The following is a 17,250-nucleotide window of genomic DNA, read 5'->3' as shown; positions in this document are numbered from 1 at the left end:
TTTTCAAATAAAAGTCCTGGCATCCTGGGATAATATTTTGAAAACGTGTACTTTTGCGCTCTATTTTTCCAAAAAATACTTGTTTAACTAATTTTCAGCTATTTAGCTCGGAAGCTGATGTACACAGAGCAATAATTCCTATTTATGTCTAAGGAAATTCAACATCAACCACTTCCTGATTTCGATTGGGATAAGCAGCAGACAAAGGTTTCGGTACTGGTTACTCGACTGCAGACCGCGATCGCCTAGAACAAATGTATGAGACTACGATTTCTCCTGTTCAGGAAAAAGAAGTAGTAAAAGGTATTGTAGTTGGTATTACTGACCGTGAAGTTATCCTTAACATCGGTTTCAAATCTGATGGTATCGTTTCTTCAAATGAATTCCGCGATTTGCCAGGAATGAAAATTGGCGACGAAGTGGAAGTTTACGTAGAAAACCAAGAAGACGCACAAGGTCAGCTTGTTCTTTCACGCAAAAAAGCAAAAGTTATTACTGCATGGGATAACATTCAGAAATCGTTTGACGAGGATGTGGTTATCGATGCTAACGTGAAGAGAAGAACTAAGGGTGGTCTTATTGTTGATATATTCGGCATCGAGGCTTTCTTGCCAGGTTCACAAATCGATGTTAAGCCAATCCGCGATTTCGACATCTTTGTTGGAAAGCGTATGGAAGTTAAAGTTGTTAAGATTAACTATGCAAATGATAACGTAGTTGTATCTCACAAAATATTGATCGAAAAAGATCTTGAAGCACAACGTCAGCAAATCTTGAACAACCTTGAAAAAGGCCAGGTTCTGGAAGGCGTTATCAAGAACATGACAAACTTCGGTGTGTTCATTGACCTTGGTGGTGTTGATGGTCTTCTTCACATTACGGATATTTCATGGTCGCATCAACCACCCGACCTGCACCTGCTTGCGCTTGATCAGAAATTGAACGTGGTTGTTCTTGACTTTGATGAAGAGAAAAAACGTATTTCTCTTGGCTTGAAACAACTTCAGTCTCTCACCCATGGGATTCTCTTGGCAGAAGAAATCCAGGTTGGATCGAAAGTTACAGGTCGTATCGTTAATGTTGCTGATTACGGCGCATTCCTTGAAATCAAACCAGGTGTTGAAGGTTTGATCCACGTTTCTGAAACGTCTATGGTCTCAGCACCTGCGCAATCCTCAGGAATTCATGAACGTAAATGACGAAATCAGTGCAGTAGTATTGACGCTGGATCGTAACGAGCGCAAAATGTCTCTTGGTATTAAGCAATTGACTGAGGATCCTTGGACTCAGGCTTCATTGAAGTAGAGAAATACGCAATCGGAACACGTCACAAAGGTGTTGTTCGTAACCTGACTAACTTCGGCTTGTTTATCGAGCTCGAAGAAGGAATCGACGGCCTTGTTCACGTTTCTGACCTTTCTTGGACTAAGAAAATCAAACATCCTTCTGACTTCGTTAAAGTAAATGACGAGCTTGAAGTTGTAGTTCTTGAACTGGACGCTGACAACCGTCGTCTGGCTCTTGGTCATAAGCAACTTGAAGAAAACCCATGGGATACTTTCGAAAGCATCTTTGAAGTGGGTTCAGTTCATAAATCTACGATCGTTGCAAAAGGTGATAAATTTGCAACACTTGAACTTCCTTACGGAATTGAAGGCGTTTCGGCTATCAAAAACCTGACGAAAGAAGACGGCACCGTTGCAGAAGTTGGTGAAAGCCTTGACTTCACAGTGCTTGAATTCCTGAAAGACGAGAAGAAAATCGTTCTTACGCATTCCAAAGTAACGAAAGCAGCACCTGCTCCTGAGGAGAAAAAAGAAGACCGTCCTGCAAAGGCACAATCTTCCGCTCCTGCAAAAAGCGCGCCTGCTTCGGACTCAACCAAAGAAGGGGAGAAATCTACTTTCGGAGGTTTCCAGCGTTCTTTCAGCATTGAAAGAACAAATGGAAGAAAGCGAAAGAAAGGAAAAAAGTAAACAATAGTGCGGAGTAGCGGATTTTTTTGATACTTTTGCACCGGATTAGCTGCCAGCGAGAGCAGCAGCTAATCCAAATTTGGTTCCGTGGCCGAGTGGCTAGGCAGAGGTCTGCAAAACCTCGTACAGCGGTTCGAATCCGCTCGGAACCTCCACAGTGTCATGATGAAATTGGCACACAATTTTATACCAAAAAAATGCCATTTGTTTGAAACCTTGCATTGGGTTTCCAAATGGCATTTTTTGTTGCTAAGTAGTTGAAAATCAGCTAAAAATTTAATGTGTAAATGTGCTAAAAAACATGGGTAAATTAGACAAATGATAAATAAGATAGGCGTTCAAAATATCCCTTAAATACTTTTGTGGATAAAAAATCGTGAACTAGTTTTGTCTGTTGAAGAATAATGAATAGTTGATTATGAATATACCATTCCGAAAGGACGCTAAGTTTTGTTCCTTCTTTAATTTCTCAAAAACATTTATAGCCAGCATAGCTGTGGCTATCTTATTAAGTGTTCCAAGCTTAATATATGCGCAGGACAGCACTGCAGCGGCTGGTGGAGCTGCGGCAGGAGCGGCACCGGCTGGTGGCGGAGATGCTGCCAAAGGCGAAGCTTTATTCAAAAATAACTGTGCGCAATGTCACGCTGTGACGGACGAGCGTGTGGTTGGACCTGGTTTGAAAGGGGTGAGTGGACGCCATGATTTTGCCTGGTTGTCAAAATGGATTCGCAACTCTCAGGCTGTTATTGCCTCGGGTGATCCGTACGCGGTTAAAATCTACAACGAGTTTTCAAAAGCTCAGATGACAAGTTTTCCTAACTTATCAGATGATGATATCAAAGGAATTCTTGCTTACATCGATCAAGCGGGTACGGCTGCACCAGCTGCCGCAGCGCCTGCTGGTGGTGGAGCTGCTGGCGGAACAGCGTCTGCACAAGGCGGAGGAGCACCGTCGGATTTGTTTGTAATTGTGCTTGCCGCACTTGTTATTGTAATGTTGTTAGTGCTTGGTGTTCTTCTGGTTATCGTGTCATTGCTTTCAAAGGCAGTTAGCGGTGAACAAGGCACTGTTGTGGAAAGAACGAGATTCATGACGCGTTTAGGAGCTTCATTGAAAAGAGTTGCTGGGGACCCTGCAATTCGGTCTGCTACAATCTGGATCTTTGTTTTGCTTGTTTTAAAAGCAACATTGGATGGTGCGTATAGCGTAGGTGTACAGCAAGGATATGCGCCTAAACAGCCGATTTCTTTCTCACACAAATTGCACGCAGGTGAATACAAGATTGACTGTAATTACTGTCACACAGGTGTTAACCGCGGTAAATCTGCACATATTCCTTCGGCAAACATTTGTATGAACTGCCATGGAGTTATCAAAAAGGAATCTCCTGAAATTCAAAAGATTTATACTTCGATTGAAAATAATCAGCCAATCGAATGGGTAAGGGTGCACAACCTTCCTGATTTGGCTTATTTCAATCACGCACAACACGTTAATGTTGGCGGACTTGAATGTCAAAACTGTCACGGAGAAGTAGAGAAAATGGAAGTGATTCAGCAACGCTCATCACTTACTATGGGATGGTGTATCGATTGTCACCGTAAGACAGAGGTGAATACGAAAGACAATAAGTACTACGATAAATTAGTACAGCTGCATGCCGGCGAAAGCAAGGAAGCACTGAAAGTGGCTGATATTGGTGGGTTGGAATGTTCTAAATGCCATTATTAATCAAAAAACATTAATACCAGAATACAACTCATTGTATTTAAAATTTTATGGAAAATACAAATAAAAGATACTGGAGAGGGCTTGAAGAACTGCGGAATGACGAATCATTCGTGAAAAACGCATCTTCAGAATTCGGTGAAGCTCCTGCTCAGAACCAGTATGAAAATTTGCTTGACGGATCGGGTACTCATAGACGTGACTTTCTTAAAGTTTTGGGCTTTGGTATGGCGGCCGTTTCACTAGCAGCTTGCGAAACTCCTGTTAAAAAAGCGATTCCTTACGTAAACAAGCCTGAGGGCGAATTCCCTACAATTGCAAACTGGTATGCGTCAACTTATTCAGAAGGTGGCGATTATGCTAGCATTCTTGTAAAAACGCGTGAAGGACGTCCTGTTAAAATTGAAGGCAATGCTTTGTCTAGTATTTCAACGGGAACAAGTGCTAGGGTTCAGGCTTCTTTGCTTGGGCTTTATGATAACGAAAAATTAAGAGGTCCTAAAAAAGGCGACGATGCAAAAGTTAGCTGGGACGCAGTAGATAAAGAAATTCAAGATCAGCTTAACCAGATTGCTGCAAGCGGTGGTGCGATTCGCATTATTTCGCCAACAATTGTAAGCCCATCTACAAAAGCAGTTATAGCAGACTTCACAACGAAATTCCCGACGACGCGTCACATTATGTATGACGCCAACTCGTCATACGGAATTGTTAAGGCCAATGAGCTTTCATTCGGTAAAGCAGTTTTCCCATCGTATGATTTCAGCAAGGCGAAAGTAATTGTTGGTATCGATGCTGACTTTCTTGGTGCTTGGGTTATGGCTGACGGTTTCGCGAGCAAATATGCTGAAACACGTCGCTTAAGCAGCGGAAAAGATGGTAAGAAGGAGATGTCCAGACATTATCAGTTTGAGACAAGATTGTCATTAACTGGTTCAAATGCAGATTACCGCAGCGCAGTTAAGCCATCTCAGATTGGAGCGGTTGTTACAAATTTATATAATAAAGTCGCTGCGAAACTTGGCGGTACAAGCATTGCTGCGTCTACACTGCAAGTTGCAAACCTAGATAAAGCTGCTGCGGACCTGATCGCTGCAAAAGGACAAGCACTTGTTGTTTGCGGAATTAATGATCCTGCTGTTCAAACTGTTGTTAACGGATTGAATGCATTGCTAGGAAGCTACGGATCAACAATTGATCTGGATACACCTTTGAATTTGCGTCAAGGAAATGATGTGCTCATGAATGAGTTCATCGACGAAGTGAAAGGCGGAAAAGTTGCTGGTGTAATCATTTACGGATCAAATCCTGTTTACGACCATCCACGCGGTGCAGAACTTGCAGCTGCACTTCCAAAGGTTAAGCTTGGTGTTTCATTCAGTCACCGTGCAGACGAAACTTCGTCTCTGGTAAAATATATCTGCCCGGCTCCTCACGATCTTGAAGTCTTGGAACGATGCAGAGCCAATGGCTGGCTTGTTCAGCTTGGCTCAGCCGACGATCAGCTTGATCTTCAACACGCGTCAGGCGCAAACAAGTCTTTTGAAATGGGCAGGTCAGCCATCTGACTTCCACGAATATGTCAAGGCTTACTGGAAAACGAATGTTTTCCCGCAAGGCGGAACTGGTGATTTCGAAACGTTCTGGGTAAAATCATTGCATGATGGTGTTTTCCAATCAACTCGTGCTGCCGGTGGCGGTGCTAGTTTTGCAGGTAACATTGCCGAAGCAGCTGCTGCTGTTGGCAGAAGTGCAAAAGCTGGTTCAGGGATTGAATTAGCATTGTATGAGAATGTTGCCATCGGAACCGGTGCATTTGCAAACAATCCATGGTTACAAGAATTGCCTGATCCTGTTACAAAAGCAACCTGGGATAACCACGCTTGTGTTTCTCAGAAAACAGCAACGGATCTTGGCGTCGTGCAGGGAGATGTTGTGAAAGTTGAAGCCAAAGGAAAATCAGTTGAAGTTCCAATTTTGATCCAGCCGGGACAACCTAACGGAACAGTTGCAATTTCAATAGGTTATGGACGTGAGAAATCTGGTAAATCCGGTGATGGCGTAGGAAAGAATGTCTATCCATTTGCTTCGGTAAATGCAGGCTTTGTTTCCTTGTATCCTGGTGAAGCAACGATAACAAAAACGGGCGATTTCAGAGAGATCGCTCAGACGCAGACACACGACACTGTAATGGGCCGTAAGTCTGTTTTGCAAGAAACAATCTTATCTAAATTCCAGAAAGATCCGTTGGCCGGAAGGTTTATACCAAAAGTTGAAACATCGGAAGGACCAGTTGATGCAACTGACCTTACATTGTGGAATGGACATAAATACAAGAACCACTCATGGGGAATGGTCATTGACCTTAACTCTTGCGTAGGTTGTGGATCTTGCGTTGTAAGCTGTATTTCGGAAAATAACATTCCTGTAGTTGGTCGTCAGGAAGTAATAAACAGTCGCGAAATGCACTGGCTGCGTATTGACCGCTATTATAGCTCAGACGCGGAAGTTGGCGATTACAAAGCAATGGAGATTGCTTCTGAAAATCCGGAAGTTACTTTCCAGCCAATGCTTTGCCAACATTGCAACAATGCTCCTTGTGAAACGGTTTGTCCTGTTCTTGCGACAACCCACAGCTCAGAAGGCTTGAACCAAATGACTTACAACCGTTGCGTGGGCACACGTTACTGTGCAAATAACTGCCCTTACAAAGTGCGTCGTTTCAACTGGTTCAAATATTTTGATAACGACAACTTTGATTACAACTTCAATAATGATCTTGGTAAAATGGCCATCAACCCTGATGTGACTGTTCGTTCAAGAGGGGTTATTGAAAAATGCTCAATGTGCGTTCAGCGTATCCAGGAAGGCAAGTTGACTGCAAGAAAAGAAAGAAGACGTGTTGCAGACGGTGAAATCGTTACAGCTTGTGCACAATCTTGCCCGACAAATGCGATTACTTTCGGTGATATGAACGATCCGGAAAGCAGAATTTCACAAGTGCTTGAAGAAGAAAGAGAAGGGCGTGCATTCCACATGTTGGAAGAAATTAACACCCGTCCTCAGGTTGCGTATCTTACAAAGGTTAGAAACAAAGATTCGGAGTCAGCGAAGCAGCCGGCCTAAATCTCGTAATTGAAGTTAAGAAGGTTAAATCATTTTATAAATTATAGTAGTATGCATGTTACTTCACCCGTAAGAGAACCGCTGATTCAAGGTGGGAAAACGTACGCAGACGTGACGGAAGATATATGCCGACATGTAGAAGGAGCCCCAACAAAGGAATGGAAAATTGCTTTCGGGATTTCCCTTATTGTTTTGGCGTATGGATCTGTGTGTCTTGCATGGACCTGGTGGGAAGGGCTTGGCGTATGGGGTCTGAACAAGACAGTTGGCTGGGCATGGGATATCACAAACTTCGTATGGTGGGTTGGTATTGGTCACGCAGGAACGCTTATTTCGGCGATTTTGCTTCTTTTCCGCCAAAAATGGAGAACATCCATTAACCGTGCAGCGGAAGCGATGACTATTTTTGCGGTTATCTGTGCAGCATCTTTTATACTTATGCACATGGGCCGTCCTTGGTTAGCTTATTGGGCGCTTCCATTGCCAAATGCATTCGGATCACTTTGGGTTAACTTCAACTCACCGCTTGTATGGGACGTATTTGCGATCAGTACATATTTCTCAGTTTCATTGGTATTCTGGTATATCGGTCTTATCCCTGACCTTGCTACAATCCGTGACCGTGCTACTAGCAAAATCTCTCGCTTAATGTATGGCACATTTGCAATGGGTTGGGATGGTTCAGCTAAGACATGGGCTAGATATGAATACATCAGCTTAATTCTTGCGGGTCTGTCTACTCCACTTGTACTTTCAGTTCACACGATTGTAAGTATGGACTTTGCAACCTCAGTAATTCCTGGATGGCACACGACTATTTTCCCTCCATACTTCGTTGCAGGTGCGATTTTCTCCGGATTCGCAATGGTGCAAAACCTGATGTTGATTACAAGGGTTGTTTATCGTCTTGAAGATTACATTACATTGGAGCACATTGAAACCATGAACAAGGTTATCACCTTGACCGGTTCTGTGGTGGGTGTGGCTTATATCACTGAGTTCTTTATTGCTTGGTATTCAGGTGTTGAATACGAATATTATGCATTCTTTAACCGTATGACCGGTCCTTACTGGTGGGCATATTGGGCGATGATGACATGTAACGTAATCTCTCCACAGCTTTTCTGGTCTAGAAAACTGCGTAGAAGTATCACATTTACATTCTTCATTTCAGTTGTTGTAAACATTGGTATGTGGTTCGAGCGTTTTGTAATTATCGTAACATCGCTTCACCGTGACTACATTCCTTCAAGCTGGGCAATGTTTTCGCCGACACGTTATGACATTGGTGATTACATTTTCTCTTTTGGTTTATTCTTTACTTTATTCTTACTATTCTCTAAATATTTACCTGTGGTAAATATGGCGGAAGTTAAGGCTGTAATTCGTTCTACTTCTGCTCAATTGCCTGGCAAAATTGCTGGTGTAGCAAAAGTGAGACAACGCGGAACAGCTGAGCCTGCTTTTGATAAAGACAAAGAATAAAATAGACTGACGGGTATTTAATATAAGTATTGATATGGCAGAATTATCTGGTAAATATTTAGTCGGAGTTTATGACGATGACGATACTGTCCTTCACGCGGTTCCAAAGCTTAGGAAGGCAGGAGTGAAAATTAAAGAAGTGTATTCTCCTTTTCCTATACATGGATTGGACGAAGCATTGGGACACCCAAGAACCAGAATCGGCATTGCCGCATTCATGTTCGGTGTAACAGGGTGCTGCGTTGCATTGACATTGATGATCTGGACAATGGGTATCGACTGGCCAATGATTGTGGGTGGTAAGGATCCAATTTCGATCCCCAATTACATTCCGATCACATTTGAATTAACCGTATTGTTCACAGCCTTTGGTATGGTAACTACGTTCTTTATCTCAAATGGCCTGGGACCCGGAACACACTTTCATCCAAGATTTGATGTGCGTTCTACTGATAATAAATTCGTTATGGCAATCGATCTAGGTCGGAATTCAATGACGGAAGATGAAATATCGCGTGCTTTGAGAGACAGCGGTGCCGAAGAAGTCAACGTAAAGCAATTTTAATGGAGTTTGAAAAAATGAAATTTAACGATTTATATAAATATCTATTGGTTGCTGCCGTAATTCTTACAGCTGCTGCTGGTTGCACCCGGGACTTGAGTGATCCGGGTAAAGAGTTCGCTCCTAACATGTATTTGCCAGTAGGATATGAACCTTACAAACAGGAAAAAGCGAATCCTATTAATCCAATGGGGTTGACAATGAGACTTCCGGTTGCAGGAACAGTTGCAAGAAGAAATTATCAGACATCATTCGGAGACAAGGATTCCGTAAGTACTGACTTAATGGTTTACAACATTCCGGCAGACAGTATTTCAATTGCTGAGCGCGTTTTGAAAAACCCGATTCCATTGAATGACAATACATTGGCCGAAGGTAAAGTATTGTATGACAGATATTGCCAGCATTGCCACGGCGCCACCGGTGCAGGTGACGGCAAAGTTGGAGCGATGTATAAAGGGGTTCCTAACTATGCAAGCGACGCTTATAAGAATTTAAATGAAGGTCACATTTTTCACGTGATCACACACGGTAAAGCCCGTATGTGGCCACACGGATCTCAGATAAACCCTGAAGAGCGCTGGAAGATTGTACATTATGTACAAAAACTGCAGAAGGGAGCTTAATTTTTTGATAACAGAGAAATAAATTAAATAATGGCATCAGCACATTCGATTCCTTCTATTGAAGAACGGTTTGAATTTACATCGGGGGCTAAAAGAAATTTACTCATAGGCGGTGGCGTGGGCGTTGCCCTGATATTATTAGGCGCATACCTCGCGGCTAATGGCGGAGGCGGTCATGAGGCGGCAGCACAAGGCGCTGAGCATGCAGCAGCAGCGGTTGGACATGGTGCAGCAGAACATGGAGCTGCGGCAGGTCACGAGGCAGCAACGGCTGGACATCATGAGGCAAGCTGGGTGACACGTATTTGGGCAAACCTTTGGGTTAATGCCGTATATTTTACTGGTATCGCTGTCATTGGAATGTTCTTCATCTCTTATAACTATCTGGCGCAAGCAGGGTGGTCAGCAGTATTCAAAAGAATTCCGGAAGCAATGCCCGCATTCTTGCCATTTACAGGTGTAGTAATGTTGCTTACATTTTTCTTCGGTGGTCACGATCTTTTTCACTGGACACATGAGGGACTATATGAAGTGGGCGGACCAGAATATGATCCGATCATTGCTGGAAAAAGAGGGTTTCTAAACACGCCGTTTTTCGTTTTCCGTTTGGTATTTTACTTTGTAGTTTGGTACGGAATGTGGCGCGTGATTCGCAATCTTTCATTGCAGGAAGATGAAATCGGGGGAACTGAATTCTACGAAAAATCAATTCGTTTCGGAACTGCCTTTCTTGTTGTGTTCGGTGTAACATCGTCGACATCAGCGTGGGATTTCGTAATGTCAATTGACACACACTGGTTTAGCACAATGTTTGGCTGGTATACACTTGCGAGCTGGCACGTAGCTGGTCTTGCGGTGATCACATTGACAATCGTAATGCTGAGGGAAAGAGGTTATCTGAGAGCGGTTAATTCAAGCCATTTGCGTGATTTGGGTAAATTCGTTTTCGCATTCAGTATCTTCTGGACGTATGTATGGTTTGCACAATTTCTTTTGATCTACTATGCTAACTTACCAGAAGAAACAATTTATTATTTGGAGCGTTTTAGAGGACACGATGGATATTTCAAAGCTCCGTTCTTTATCACGTTGTTTTTGAATTTCTTTTTCCCATTCCTTGTCTTAATGACAAGAGATGCGAAGTTTACACATTCAATTCTTAAAGTGGCTTGCTGGAGTGTGATCATTGGACATTATATGGATTTCTACACCAATATAATGCCTGGAACACTCGGTGCAGGTGCAGGGTTCGGTCCGTTGGAATGGGGTTTTTTCCTTCTATTTATTTGTGCGTTCGGTTATTCAATTGCAAGTCAGTTAGAGAAGGCGAATTTGATACCAAGAAACCACCCAATGTTGGAGGAATCATTGCATCACGATATCGCCTAATTGCAAAACCAGTTTCATCATCATGTATATTATTATCGCGTTAGTTGCTCTTGTATTTCTAGTTATCACAGGTGTTGTGATATCGAGACTTCAGAATGTACTTAAAAGTGTCAATAACTCCGATTCACCCGATGCAGAACCATCCGGGAACAAATGGAACGGTGCTATGTTCATTGTTATCCTTATTGCCGGAGCAGTAGCCATCACTTGGTCTTATCTCCATGCTAGGGAATTCTTCTTGCCGGAAGCGTCTTCGGTTCATGGACGTAGAACGGATGATCTGTTCTGGTTCTCAATGGGTATTCTGACAATTCCGTTTATCATTGTTAATTTCCTGATCTTCTTTTTCGCCTGGAAATACCAGCATAAAAAAGATCACCGTGCATCTTTTTATCCGGATAACCATAGATTAGAGCTTATCTGGACAATTGTTCCAGCTATAGTCATGGCGCTTCTTGTATTTACTGGATGGAAAGCTTGGTCTGATATCACCTCTGACGCGCCGAGAGATGCAGAAGTTATTGAGATTACGGGTAAGCAGTTTAACTGGATCGCGCGTTACTCAGGTGTAAGCGATAACAAACTTGGTGATTATAATTACAAGTTAATCGATGCGCAAAATGAAGTTGGTATTGACCTTTCGGATGAAAATTCTTTCGATGATTTTACCAATCCAAGTGAGATGCACATCCCTGTTAATCGTCCTGTTTTGTTAAAAATACGTGCGAGAGATGTGTTACACAGCGTTTTCATTCCTCACATGAGGGTTAAGATGGATGCAGTGCCAGGTATGCCAACTAAATTCTGGTTTGTACCAGACAAGACAACAGCTGACATGCGTGCAGAAACAGGCAATCCAAATTTTGATTATGAAATTGCTTGTACAGAGGTTTGTGGTCAAGGTCACTTCTCGATGAAAATGAGATTGATCGTTGAAGACGAAGCTTCTTACAAAAAATGGTGTGCAGAGCAGGCGACTTTCTTGCAGACTTATCCTGAGTATCTTGCAAAAGTGCCAGAGAATTTGAAAGCGAAAGCGATGAAATATGTGCCAGCCGAAGCAGCAACTCCTGCTGATAGCTCAGCAACTTCCACCGGAGGAGCAGGAACCAGTACAAGTCTACGCTAATTTGTTAATTTAAATACATTAAAAGTATATGTCAGCTATTGAAGGATTGGAAACAGCTCATCACCACGAAACTGAGCATGAACACCACCACGAAGCACAAAACTTTTGGCAGAAATATATATTTTGTGAAGATCACAAAGTTATAGCGAAGCAATATCTTATCACCGGTATCATGTGGGCGGTGATAGGGATTTCCATGTCGGTTATCTTCCGTATTCAACTTGGTTTGCCGGACTCTAATCTGTCCTGGCTTAAACCTGTTTTGGGCGGATGGATCAGCGATGCTGGAAAATTAGATCCGAATTTTTACCTGGCTTTGGTAACAATGCATGGAACGATCATGGTGTTCTTTGTACTTACAGCAGGTCTGAGTGGTACATTCAGTAACTTTTTGATCCCGCTTCAAATTGGAGCGCGCGATATGGCATCAGGTTTTATGAACATGTTGTCTTATTGGTTCTTCTTCCTTGCAAGCGTAATCATGTTTGCCTCCCTTTTCTTACAAAACGGACCAGCAGCAGGTGGTTGGGTAATATATCCGCCGCTGAGCGCATTGCCTCAGGCTCACCCAGGATCTGGGATGGGTATGACGCTATGGCTTGCAAGTATGGCATTTTTTATCGTGTCGCAGCTTTTAGGTGGTATCAACTACATTACGACAGTTATCAACCTTCGTACGAGGGGAATGTCATTCGATCGTCTTCCATTAACGATCTGGTCATTTCTGATTACAGCGGTGCTAGGATTGATTTCCTTCCCTGTTCTTTTGTCTTCCGTATTACTATTAATTTTTGACCGTCACTTTGGAACAAGCTTTTACCTTTCAGATATCTATATCAATGGTGAAGCATTGCCAAACGTAGGTGGTAGCCCGATCTTGTTCCAACATTTGTTCTGGTTCTTAGGTCACCCTGAGGTTTACATTGTTCTATTGCCAGGACTTGGAATTACTTCCGAGGTAATCGCAACCAATTCACGCAAACCGATTTTCGGTTACCGTGCGATGATCGCATCCATGTTAGGAATTGCATTCCTTGCATTTATCGTATGGGCTCACCATATGTTCGTAACGGGTATGAATCCATTCCTGGGGTCCGTATTCATGTTCCTTACATTGATCATTGCAGTCCCATCAGCGGTTAAAGGCTTTAACTACATTACAACACTCTGGAAAGGAAACATCGTTTTCACGCCAGGTATGTTGTTCTCGATCGGTTTGGTTTCATTGTTCGTATCGGGTGGTTTGACAGGAATTATTCTTGGAAACAGCGCATTGGACATTCAGCTCCACGATACTTACTTTGTAGTTGCTCACTTTCACCTTGTAATGGGTGCAGCATCAGCGTTCGGTCTGTTTGCAGGTGTTTACCACTGGTTCCCTAAAATGTTTGGGCGAATGATGAATACGACTCTTGGTCAGATTCACTTCTGGTTGACATTCATTGGAATCTACCTGGTCTTCATCCCGATGCACTATGTTGGTATCGCTGGTTTCCCACGGAGATATTACCAATTCACAAGCTACGACTTTACGCATAAGTTTATGGACATGAACATGTTCATATCGATCGCCGCGATCCTCTCATTCCTTGCACAGTTCATTTTCCTTTGGAACTTCTTCTACAGTATTTTCAAAGGCAAGAGAGCACCGCAAAATCCATGGAGATCAAACACATTGGAATGGACTACGCCAATTAATCCTGGTCACGGAAACTGGGTAGGTGAGATTCCAGCAGTATATCGTTGGTCTTACGATTACAGTAAGCCAGGTGCTAAGGAGGATTTTATTCCGCAAAATATTCCATATTCTCAAACGCTTGAATCTAACTTCCCTCATGAAAATGAGCAGATAGCAAACGAGAAAGCGATTGAGTCACAAAACTATAATGACCAGTTCAACTCACATTGACGTTAAAGCCAATCGCCGGTTCCGGCGATTGGCTTTAAACACTGTCATTGTACTCTATTTTCTGATTATTGCAGGTGGGGTTGTGAGAAGTACGGGCGCAGGCATGGGATGTCCGGACTGGCCCAGATGCTTTGGAAGCTGGGTTCCGCCAACAGAAGTTTCTCAGTTGCCAGCAAATTACAAGGAGCTTTACGGAGCCAAGCTGAAAGGTGAGGTTGAGTTTAATCCGGTCAAAACCTGGATTGAATATGTCAACAGACTTCTAGGCGCTTTTACCGGTGTCATGATCTTTTTGACACTCCTTGCTTCCATTCCTTTTTTCAAAACCAGCAACAGGCGCATCTTCTATTTAAGCTTGTCTGCATTCATTTTGGTTGGATTTCAGGGTTGGTTAGGGGCGAAAGTTGTTTCATTTGAGCTTATGCCGGTTGTTGTAACAATGCATATGCTCGTTGCAATTGTGATTGTCTTCTTGCTGCTTTATCTTTTTACGTGGTCAGCATATGCGGGCAACATTCTTAGACTAACAGATTCAGGAAAGCAGGCACTAAGTGGCATTGGGATTGTAGTAATGGTGCTGTCACTTGTGCAGATTTTGCTTGGTACGCAAGTCAGGGAAGCAATCGATGAAGTAATTGTCAAATTGGGTTACGGTGCGAGAAGTGAGTGGATTGACCAGTTAGGAACCAATTTTTACATTCATCGGTCCTTTTCAATAATCCTTTTCGGTGCGAATCTGTATTGGATCAATAGAATCAGGAAAGCGGAAGGAACAGCTTCAATCCCAGGAAAAATTGCGATTGCATGCTTCTGGATTTTGATAGCAGAAATAGGAACCGGAATTTTAATGGCTTATTTCGGAGTTCCGCCATTTGCGCAGCCATTACATCTTACCTTTGCAATATTATTAATTGGTCTCCAGTTTGTGATTTGGCTTTTGGTAAATGGAAAGAAATTTCTGAATGTTCCGGAGGATTACAAGCTGAAACACAATAGAGTTTAAAGTAAATAACTTAGTAATGATAGCAGCAGAGGAAAGCTTAAGTGTTGTTGGCAGGATCAAGGAAAGAATAGGCGTTTTATTTGAGTTATTAAAGTTTAGACTGGCTTCACTGATTGCGTTTTCAGGTGCAATGGGATATTGTCTTGGTGCTAAGGAAGTGGAGACAGGGAAGTTAATTCTGTTTATAATTGCTTCAATCGGGATTACCGGAGCTGCGAATATCATTAATCAGATTCTTGAAAAGGATCTTGATAAAATGATGAAGAGAACTGCTAACCGTCCCCTACCAAGTGGGCGCATTACGGTGGATATGGCCATTGTTTGGGCTGTTTTCCTCGGGTTGGTTTCAATGGTGATCTTTGTGTTCGTGTTCAATTTGAGCACCGGGTTGATATCACTTTTGTCGCTGGTTCTTTACGGATTTGTTTATACGCCGTTAAAGAGGGTAGGACCTATAGCCGTTTTCGTAGGCGCATTTCCAGGAGCATTTCCTCCAATGATTGGCTGGGTGGCTGCGACAAATCATTTCGGTCTGGAACCGGGGATTTTATTTGCAATCCAGTTTTTCTGGCAATTCCCACACTTTTGGGCGATTGCATGGGTGCTCGACGAAGATTATAAGCGGGCTGGTTTCAAGCTGTTGCCTGCTAACGGACTGAAAGATCTTGATACGACATTGCAAATCATGATTTACACAGTCTTTTTATTACCGATTGGCTGGTTGCCTTACGAGTTGGGTATGACCGGAATCAACTCGGCTTTTGTAGCGACAGTGTTTGGCGTATTGTTTTTAGCGCAAACATTTCATTTAATGCGGAAGTGTACGGATAAAACGGCCCGTCAGTTGATGTTCGGGTCATTCATATACTTACCGATTGTTCAGATAGCGTTTTTATTGGATAAGTTGTGAAATTGAATTTAAAGTGAAAATGGATAGTGTTCAGCAGTATAAAGTAGAAAGAGAGCCACAGGAAACATTAGCAATGGATCCTAAGAAATTCATTTTGTGGCTGTTTTTGGTTAGTATAATCATGTTATTTGCTTCTCAGACAAGTGCTTATCTTGTGAGAAGAGCCGAAGGAAACTGGCTGGAATTTGAGATGCCTCAGATTTTCTGGTATAGCACGGTGGTGCTTTTAGTGAGCAGCGCAGCTATGCAATGGGCTTATTATTCGGCAAAAAAAGATCTGTTCAAACAATTGAAAATAGCAATTTCTATTACTTTTGTACTTGGTCTGGTCTTCCTTTGGATGCAATTTGAAGGCTGGAAGCAGCTGGTTGAAATGAATGTATATTTTGTTGGAAATCCGTCGGGCTCGTTTTTTTATGTATTTACGGGATTGCACGGTTTTCACATCATTAGTGGGCTCATTGTGTTGCTTTTCGCTCTGACCGCATCATTTCGTTTGAAGGTGCACGGAAAGAATCTAAGACGCATTCAAATCTGCACCACTTACTGGCATTTTTTAGACATACTCTGGTTATACCTTTTTGTTTTTTTATTGACTTTTAATTAATATTTTTTTCAATGGCTGCAAATGTAACAACACCTGGCGCGGTAGAACCCAAATTGTGGATGGGGGGAATTGAGCCTATGAAAGCAAGTTATGGTAAACTGATGATGTGGTTTTTCCTTATCTCGGATACCTTTACTTTCTCAGCCCTTTTGGTTGCATACGGCACAGCAAGATTCAGCTTCCCTGCTTTTTCAGGAGAAGTAGCTGATTTTACATTTTCAAACATGTACTGGCCAATTCCTGAAAAGGTTTATGAGGCCGTACCATTCCTTCACGGTATTTCCTTGCCGCTCGTTTTCGTTGGTATCATGACATTTATCCTGATCGCGAGCAGTGTAACAATGGTTTTAGCTGTTGAAGCCGGACATAGAATGGACCGTGCGAATGTTGAAAAATATATGCTTTGGACGATTCTGGGTGGCTTTACTTTCTTAGGTTGCCAGGCTTGGGAATGGGCTCACTTTATCCACGGAACGGATACGGGAACAGTTATGAAAGTTATTGAGAACGGATCGTGGGTGGAGCGAACAATATTTGGAGCCAATTTGACCGAAAATCAATACGGCCCGCCAGCATTCGCTGACTTCTTTTTCTTCATCACCGGATTTCACGGAACGCACGTTTTCAGCGGTGTTATCTTGAATATTCTGATTTTCTTCCGCACGGCGACAGGATTTTACGACAAAAGAGGAAGCTACGAAATGGTTGAGAAAGTTGGTCTTTACTGGCACTTTGTAGACTTGGTGTGGGTGTTCGTGTTCACATTCTTTTATCTGGTTTAAATCATTCCATAATA

Annotated in this window: 11 protein-coding genes, 1 tRNA gene and 2 pseudogenes; all 14 read left to right on the top strand. The window is 42.6% G+C overall.

Translation table 11 applies throughout. From position 1 onward, the window contains the following. The first annotated feature begins 144 nt into the window (after positions 1–144). The 14 genes and pseudogenes from rpsA (at position 145) to AC0IYG_RS22850 (ending at position 17,236) form a co-directional block, all read left to right on the top strand. A pseudogene (gene rpsA, locus AC0IYG_RS22915) lies at positions 145–1,983 on the top strand (30S ribosomal protein S1). Positions 1,984–2,057: 74 nt separating this feature from the next. After that, positions 2,058–2,131 (top strand) — tRNA-Cys (locus tag AC0IYG_RS22910). Positions 2,132–2,394: 263 nt separating this feature from the next. Continuing rightward, the gene (locus tag AC0IYG_RS22905; RefSeq protein WP_471713395.1) at positions 2,395–3,711 is read left to right on the top strand and encodes a c-type cytochrome; all 1,317 of its coding nucleotides are present in this window, start codon (positions 2,395–2,397) and stop codon (positions 3,709–3,711) included. A gap of 47 nt (positions 3,712–3,758) precedes the next feature. Beyond that, a pseudogene (locus AC0IYG_RS22900) lies at positions 3,759–6,834 on the top strand (TAT-variant-translocated molybdopterin oxidoreductase). Positions 6,835–6,885: 51 nt separating this feature from the next. After that, positions 6,886–8,319, top strand: coding sequence for an NrfD/PsrC family molybdoenzyme membrane anchor subunit (gene nrfD / locus AC0IYG_RS22895; protein ID WP_471713394.1), 1,434 nt, complete (start codon positions 6,886–6,888; stop codon positions 8,317–8,319). Between the two features lie 34 nt (positions 8,320–8,353). Continuing rightward, positions 8,354–8,884, top strand: coding sequence for a DUF3341 domain-containing protein (locus tag AC0IYG_RS22890; RefSeq protein WP_471713393.1), 531 nt, complete (start codon positions 8,354–8,356; stop codon positions 8,882–8,884). Further along, positions 8,884–9,507 (top strand): c-type cytochrome, encoded by a 624-nt coding sequence (locus AC0IYG_RS22885; protein ID WP_471713392.1) that lies wholly within the window; start codon positions 8,884–8,886, stop codon positions 9,505–9,507. The genes AC0IYG_RS22890 and AC0IYG_RS22885 overlap by 1 nt, the downstream gene beginning before the upstream one ends. Before the next feature lie 30 nt (positions 9,508–9,537). Further along, positions 9,538–10,896: a quinol:cytochrome C oxidoreductase gene (locus AC0IYG_RS22880; RefSeq protein WP_471713391.1), complete on the top strand. Its 1,359-nt coding sequence runs from the start codon at positions 9,538–9,540 to the stop codon at positions 10,894–10,896. A gap of 22 nt (positions 10,897–10,918) precedes the next feature. After that, positions 10,919–12,025: a cytochrome c oxidase subunit II gene (locus tag AC0IYG_RS22875; RefSeq protein ID WP_471713390.1), complete on the top strand. Its 1,107-nt coding sequence runs from the start codon at positions 10,919–10,921 to the stop codon at positions 12,023–12,025. A gap of 28 nt (positions 12,026–12,053) precedes the next feature. After that, entirely contained in the window at positions 12,054–13,934 is a 1,881-nt protein-coding gene (locus tag AC0IYG_RS22870) for a cytochrome c oxidase subunit I (protein WP_471713389.1), read from the top strand. Continuing rightward, positions 13,912–14,937: a COX15/CtaA family protein gene (locus AC0IYG_RS22865; protein WP_471713388.1), complete on the top strand. Its 1,026-nt coding sequence runs from the start codon at positions 13,912–13,914 to the stop codon at positions 14,935–14,937. Before AC0IYG_RS22870 ends, AC0IYG_RS22865 begins: the two co-directional genes overlap by 23 nt. Positions 14,938–14,953: 16 nt before the next feature. Beyond that, positions 14,954–15,847 (top strand): heme o synthase, encoded by an 894-nt coding sequence (gene cyoE / locus AC0IYG_RS22860; RefSeq protein ID WP_471713387.1) that lies wholly within the window; start codon positions 14,954–14,956, stop codon positions 15,845–15,847. Positions 15,848–15,866: 19 nt separating this feature from the next. Further along, positions 15,867–16,454, top strand: a complete 588-nt coding sequence (locus AC0IYG_RS22855; protein ID WP_471713386.1) for a cytochrome c oxidase subunit 3 — start codon at positions 15,867–15,869, stop codon at positions 16,452–16,454. Between the two features lie 11 nt (positions 16,455–16,465). Next, positions 16,466–17,236, top strand: a complete 771-nt coding sequence (locus AC0IYG_RS22850; protein WP_471713385.1) for a cytochrome c oxidase subunit 3 — start codon at positions 16,466–16,468, stop codon at positions 17,234–17,236. The last annotated feature ends 14 nt before the right edge of the window (positions 17,237–17,250 follow it).

This window comes from Dyadobacter sp. AC419, assembly GCF_979253085.1.
The sequence above is the reverse complement of the archived record's forward strand: the minus strand, read 5'-3'. Positions and strand labels throughout refer to the sequence as shown.

Coding starts and splice junctions, on each gene's coding strand:
- AC0IYG_RS22850 (WP_471713385.1), top strand. CDS start 16,466: ATGGCTGCAAATGTAACAACACCTGGCGCGGTAGAACCCAAATTGTGG.
- AC0IYG_RS22865 (WP_471713388.1), top strand. CDS start 13,912: ATGACCAGTTCAACTCACATTGACGTTAAAGCCAATCGCCGGTTCCGG.
- AC0IYG_RS22855 (WP_471713386.1), top strand. CDS start 15,867: ATGGATAGTGTTCAGCAGTATAAAGTAGAAAGAGAGCCACAGGAAACA.
- AC0IYG_RS22905 (WP_471713395.1), top strand. CDS start 2,395: ATGAATATACCATTCCGAAAGGACGCTAAGTTTTGTTCCTTCTTTAAT.
- AC0IYG_RS22885 (WP_471713392.1), top strand. CDS start 8,884: ATGGAGTTTGAAAAAATGAAATTTAACGATTTATATAAATATCTATTG.
- AC0IYG_RS22870 (WP_471713389.1), top strand. CDS start 12,054: ATGTCAGCTATTGAAGGATTGGAAACAGCTCATCACCACGAAACTGAG.
- AC0IYG_RS22880 (WP_471713391.1), top strand. CDS start 9,538: ATGGCATCAGCACATTCGATTCCTTCTATTGAAGAACGGTTTGAATTT.
- AC0IYG_RS22875 (WP_471713390.1), top strand. CDS start 10,919: ATGTATATTATTATCGCGTTAGTTGCTCTTGTATTTCTAGTTATCACA.
- AC0IYG_RS22890 (WP_471713393.1), top strand. CDS start 8,354: ATGGCAGAATTATCTGGTAAATATTTAGTCGGAGTTTATGACGATGAC.
- cyoE (WP_471713387.1), top strand. CDS start 14,954: ATGATAGCAGCAGAGGAAAGCTTAAGTGTTGTTGGCAGGATCAAGGAA.
- nrfD (WP_471713394.1), top strand. CDS start 6,886: ATGCATGTTACTTCACCCGTAAGAGAACCGCTGATTCAAGGTGGGAAA.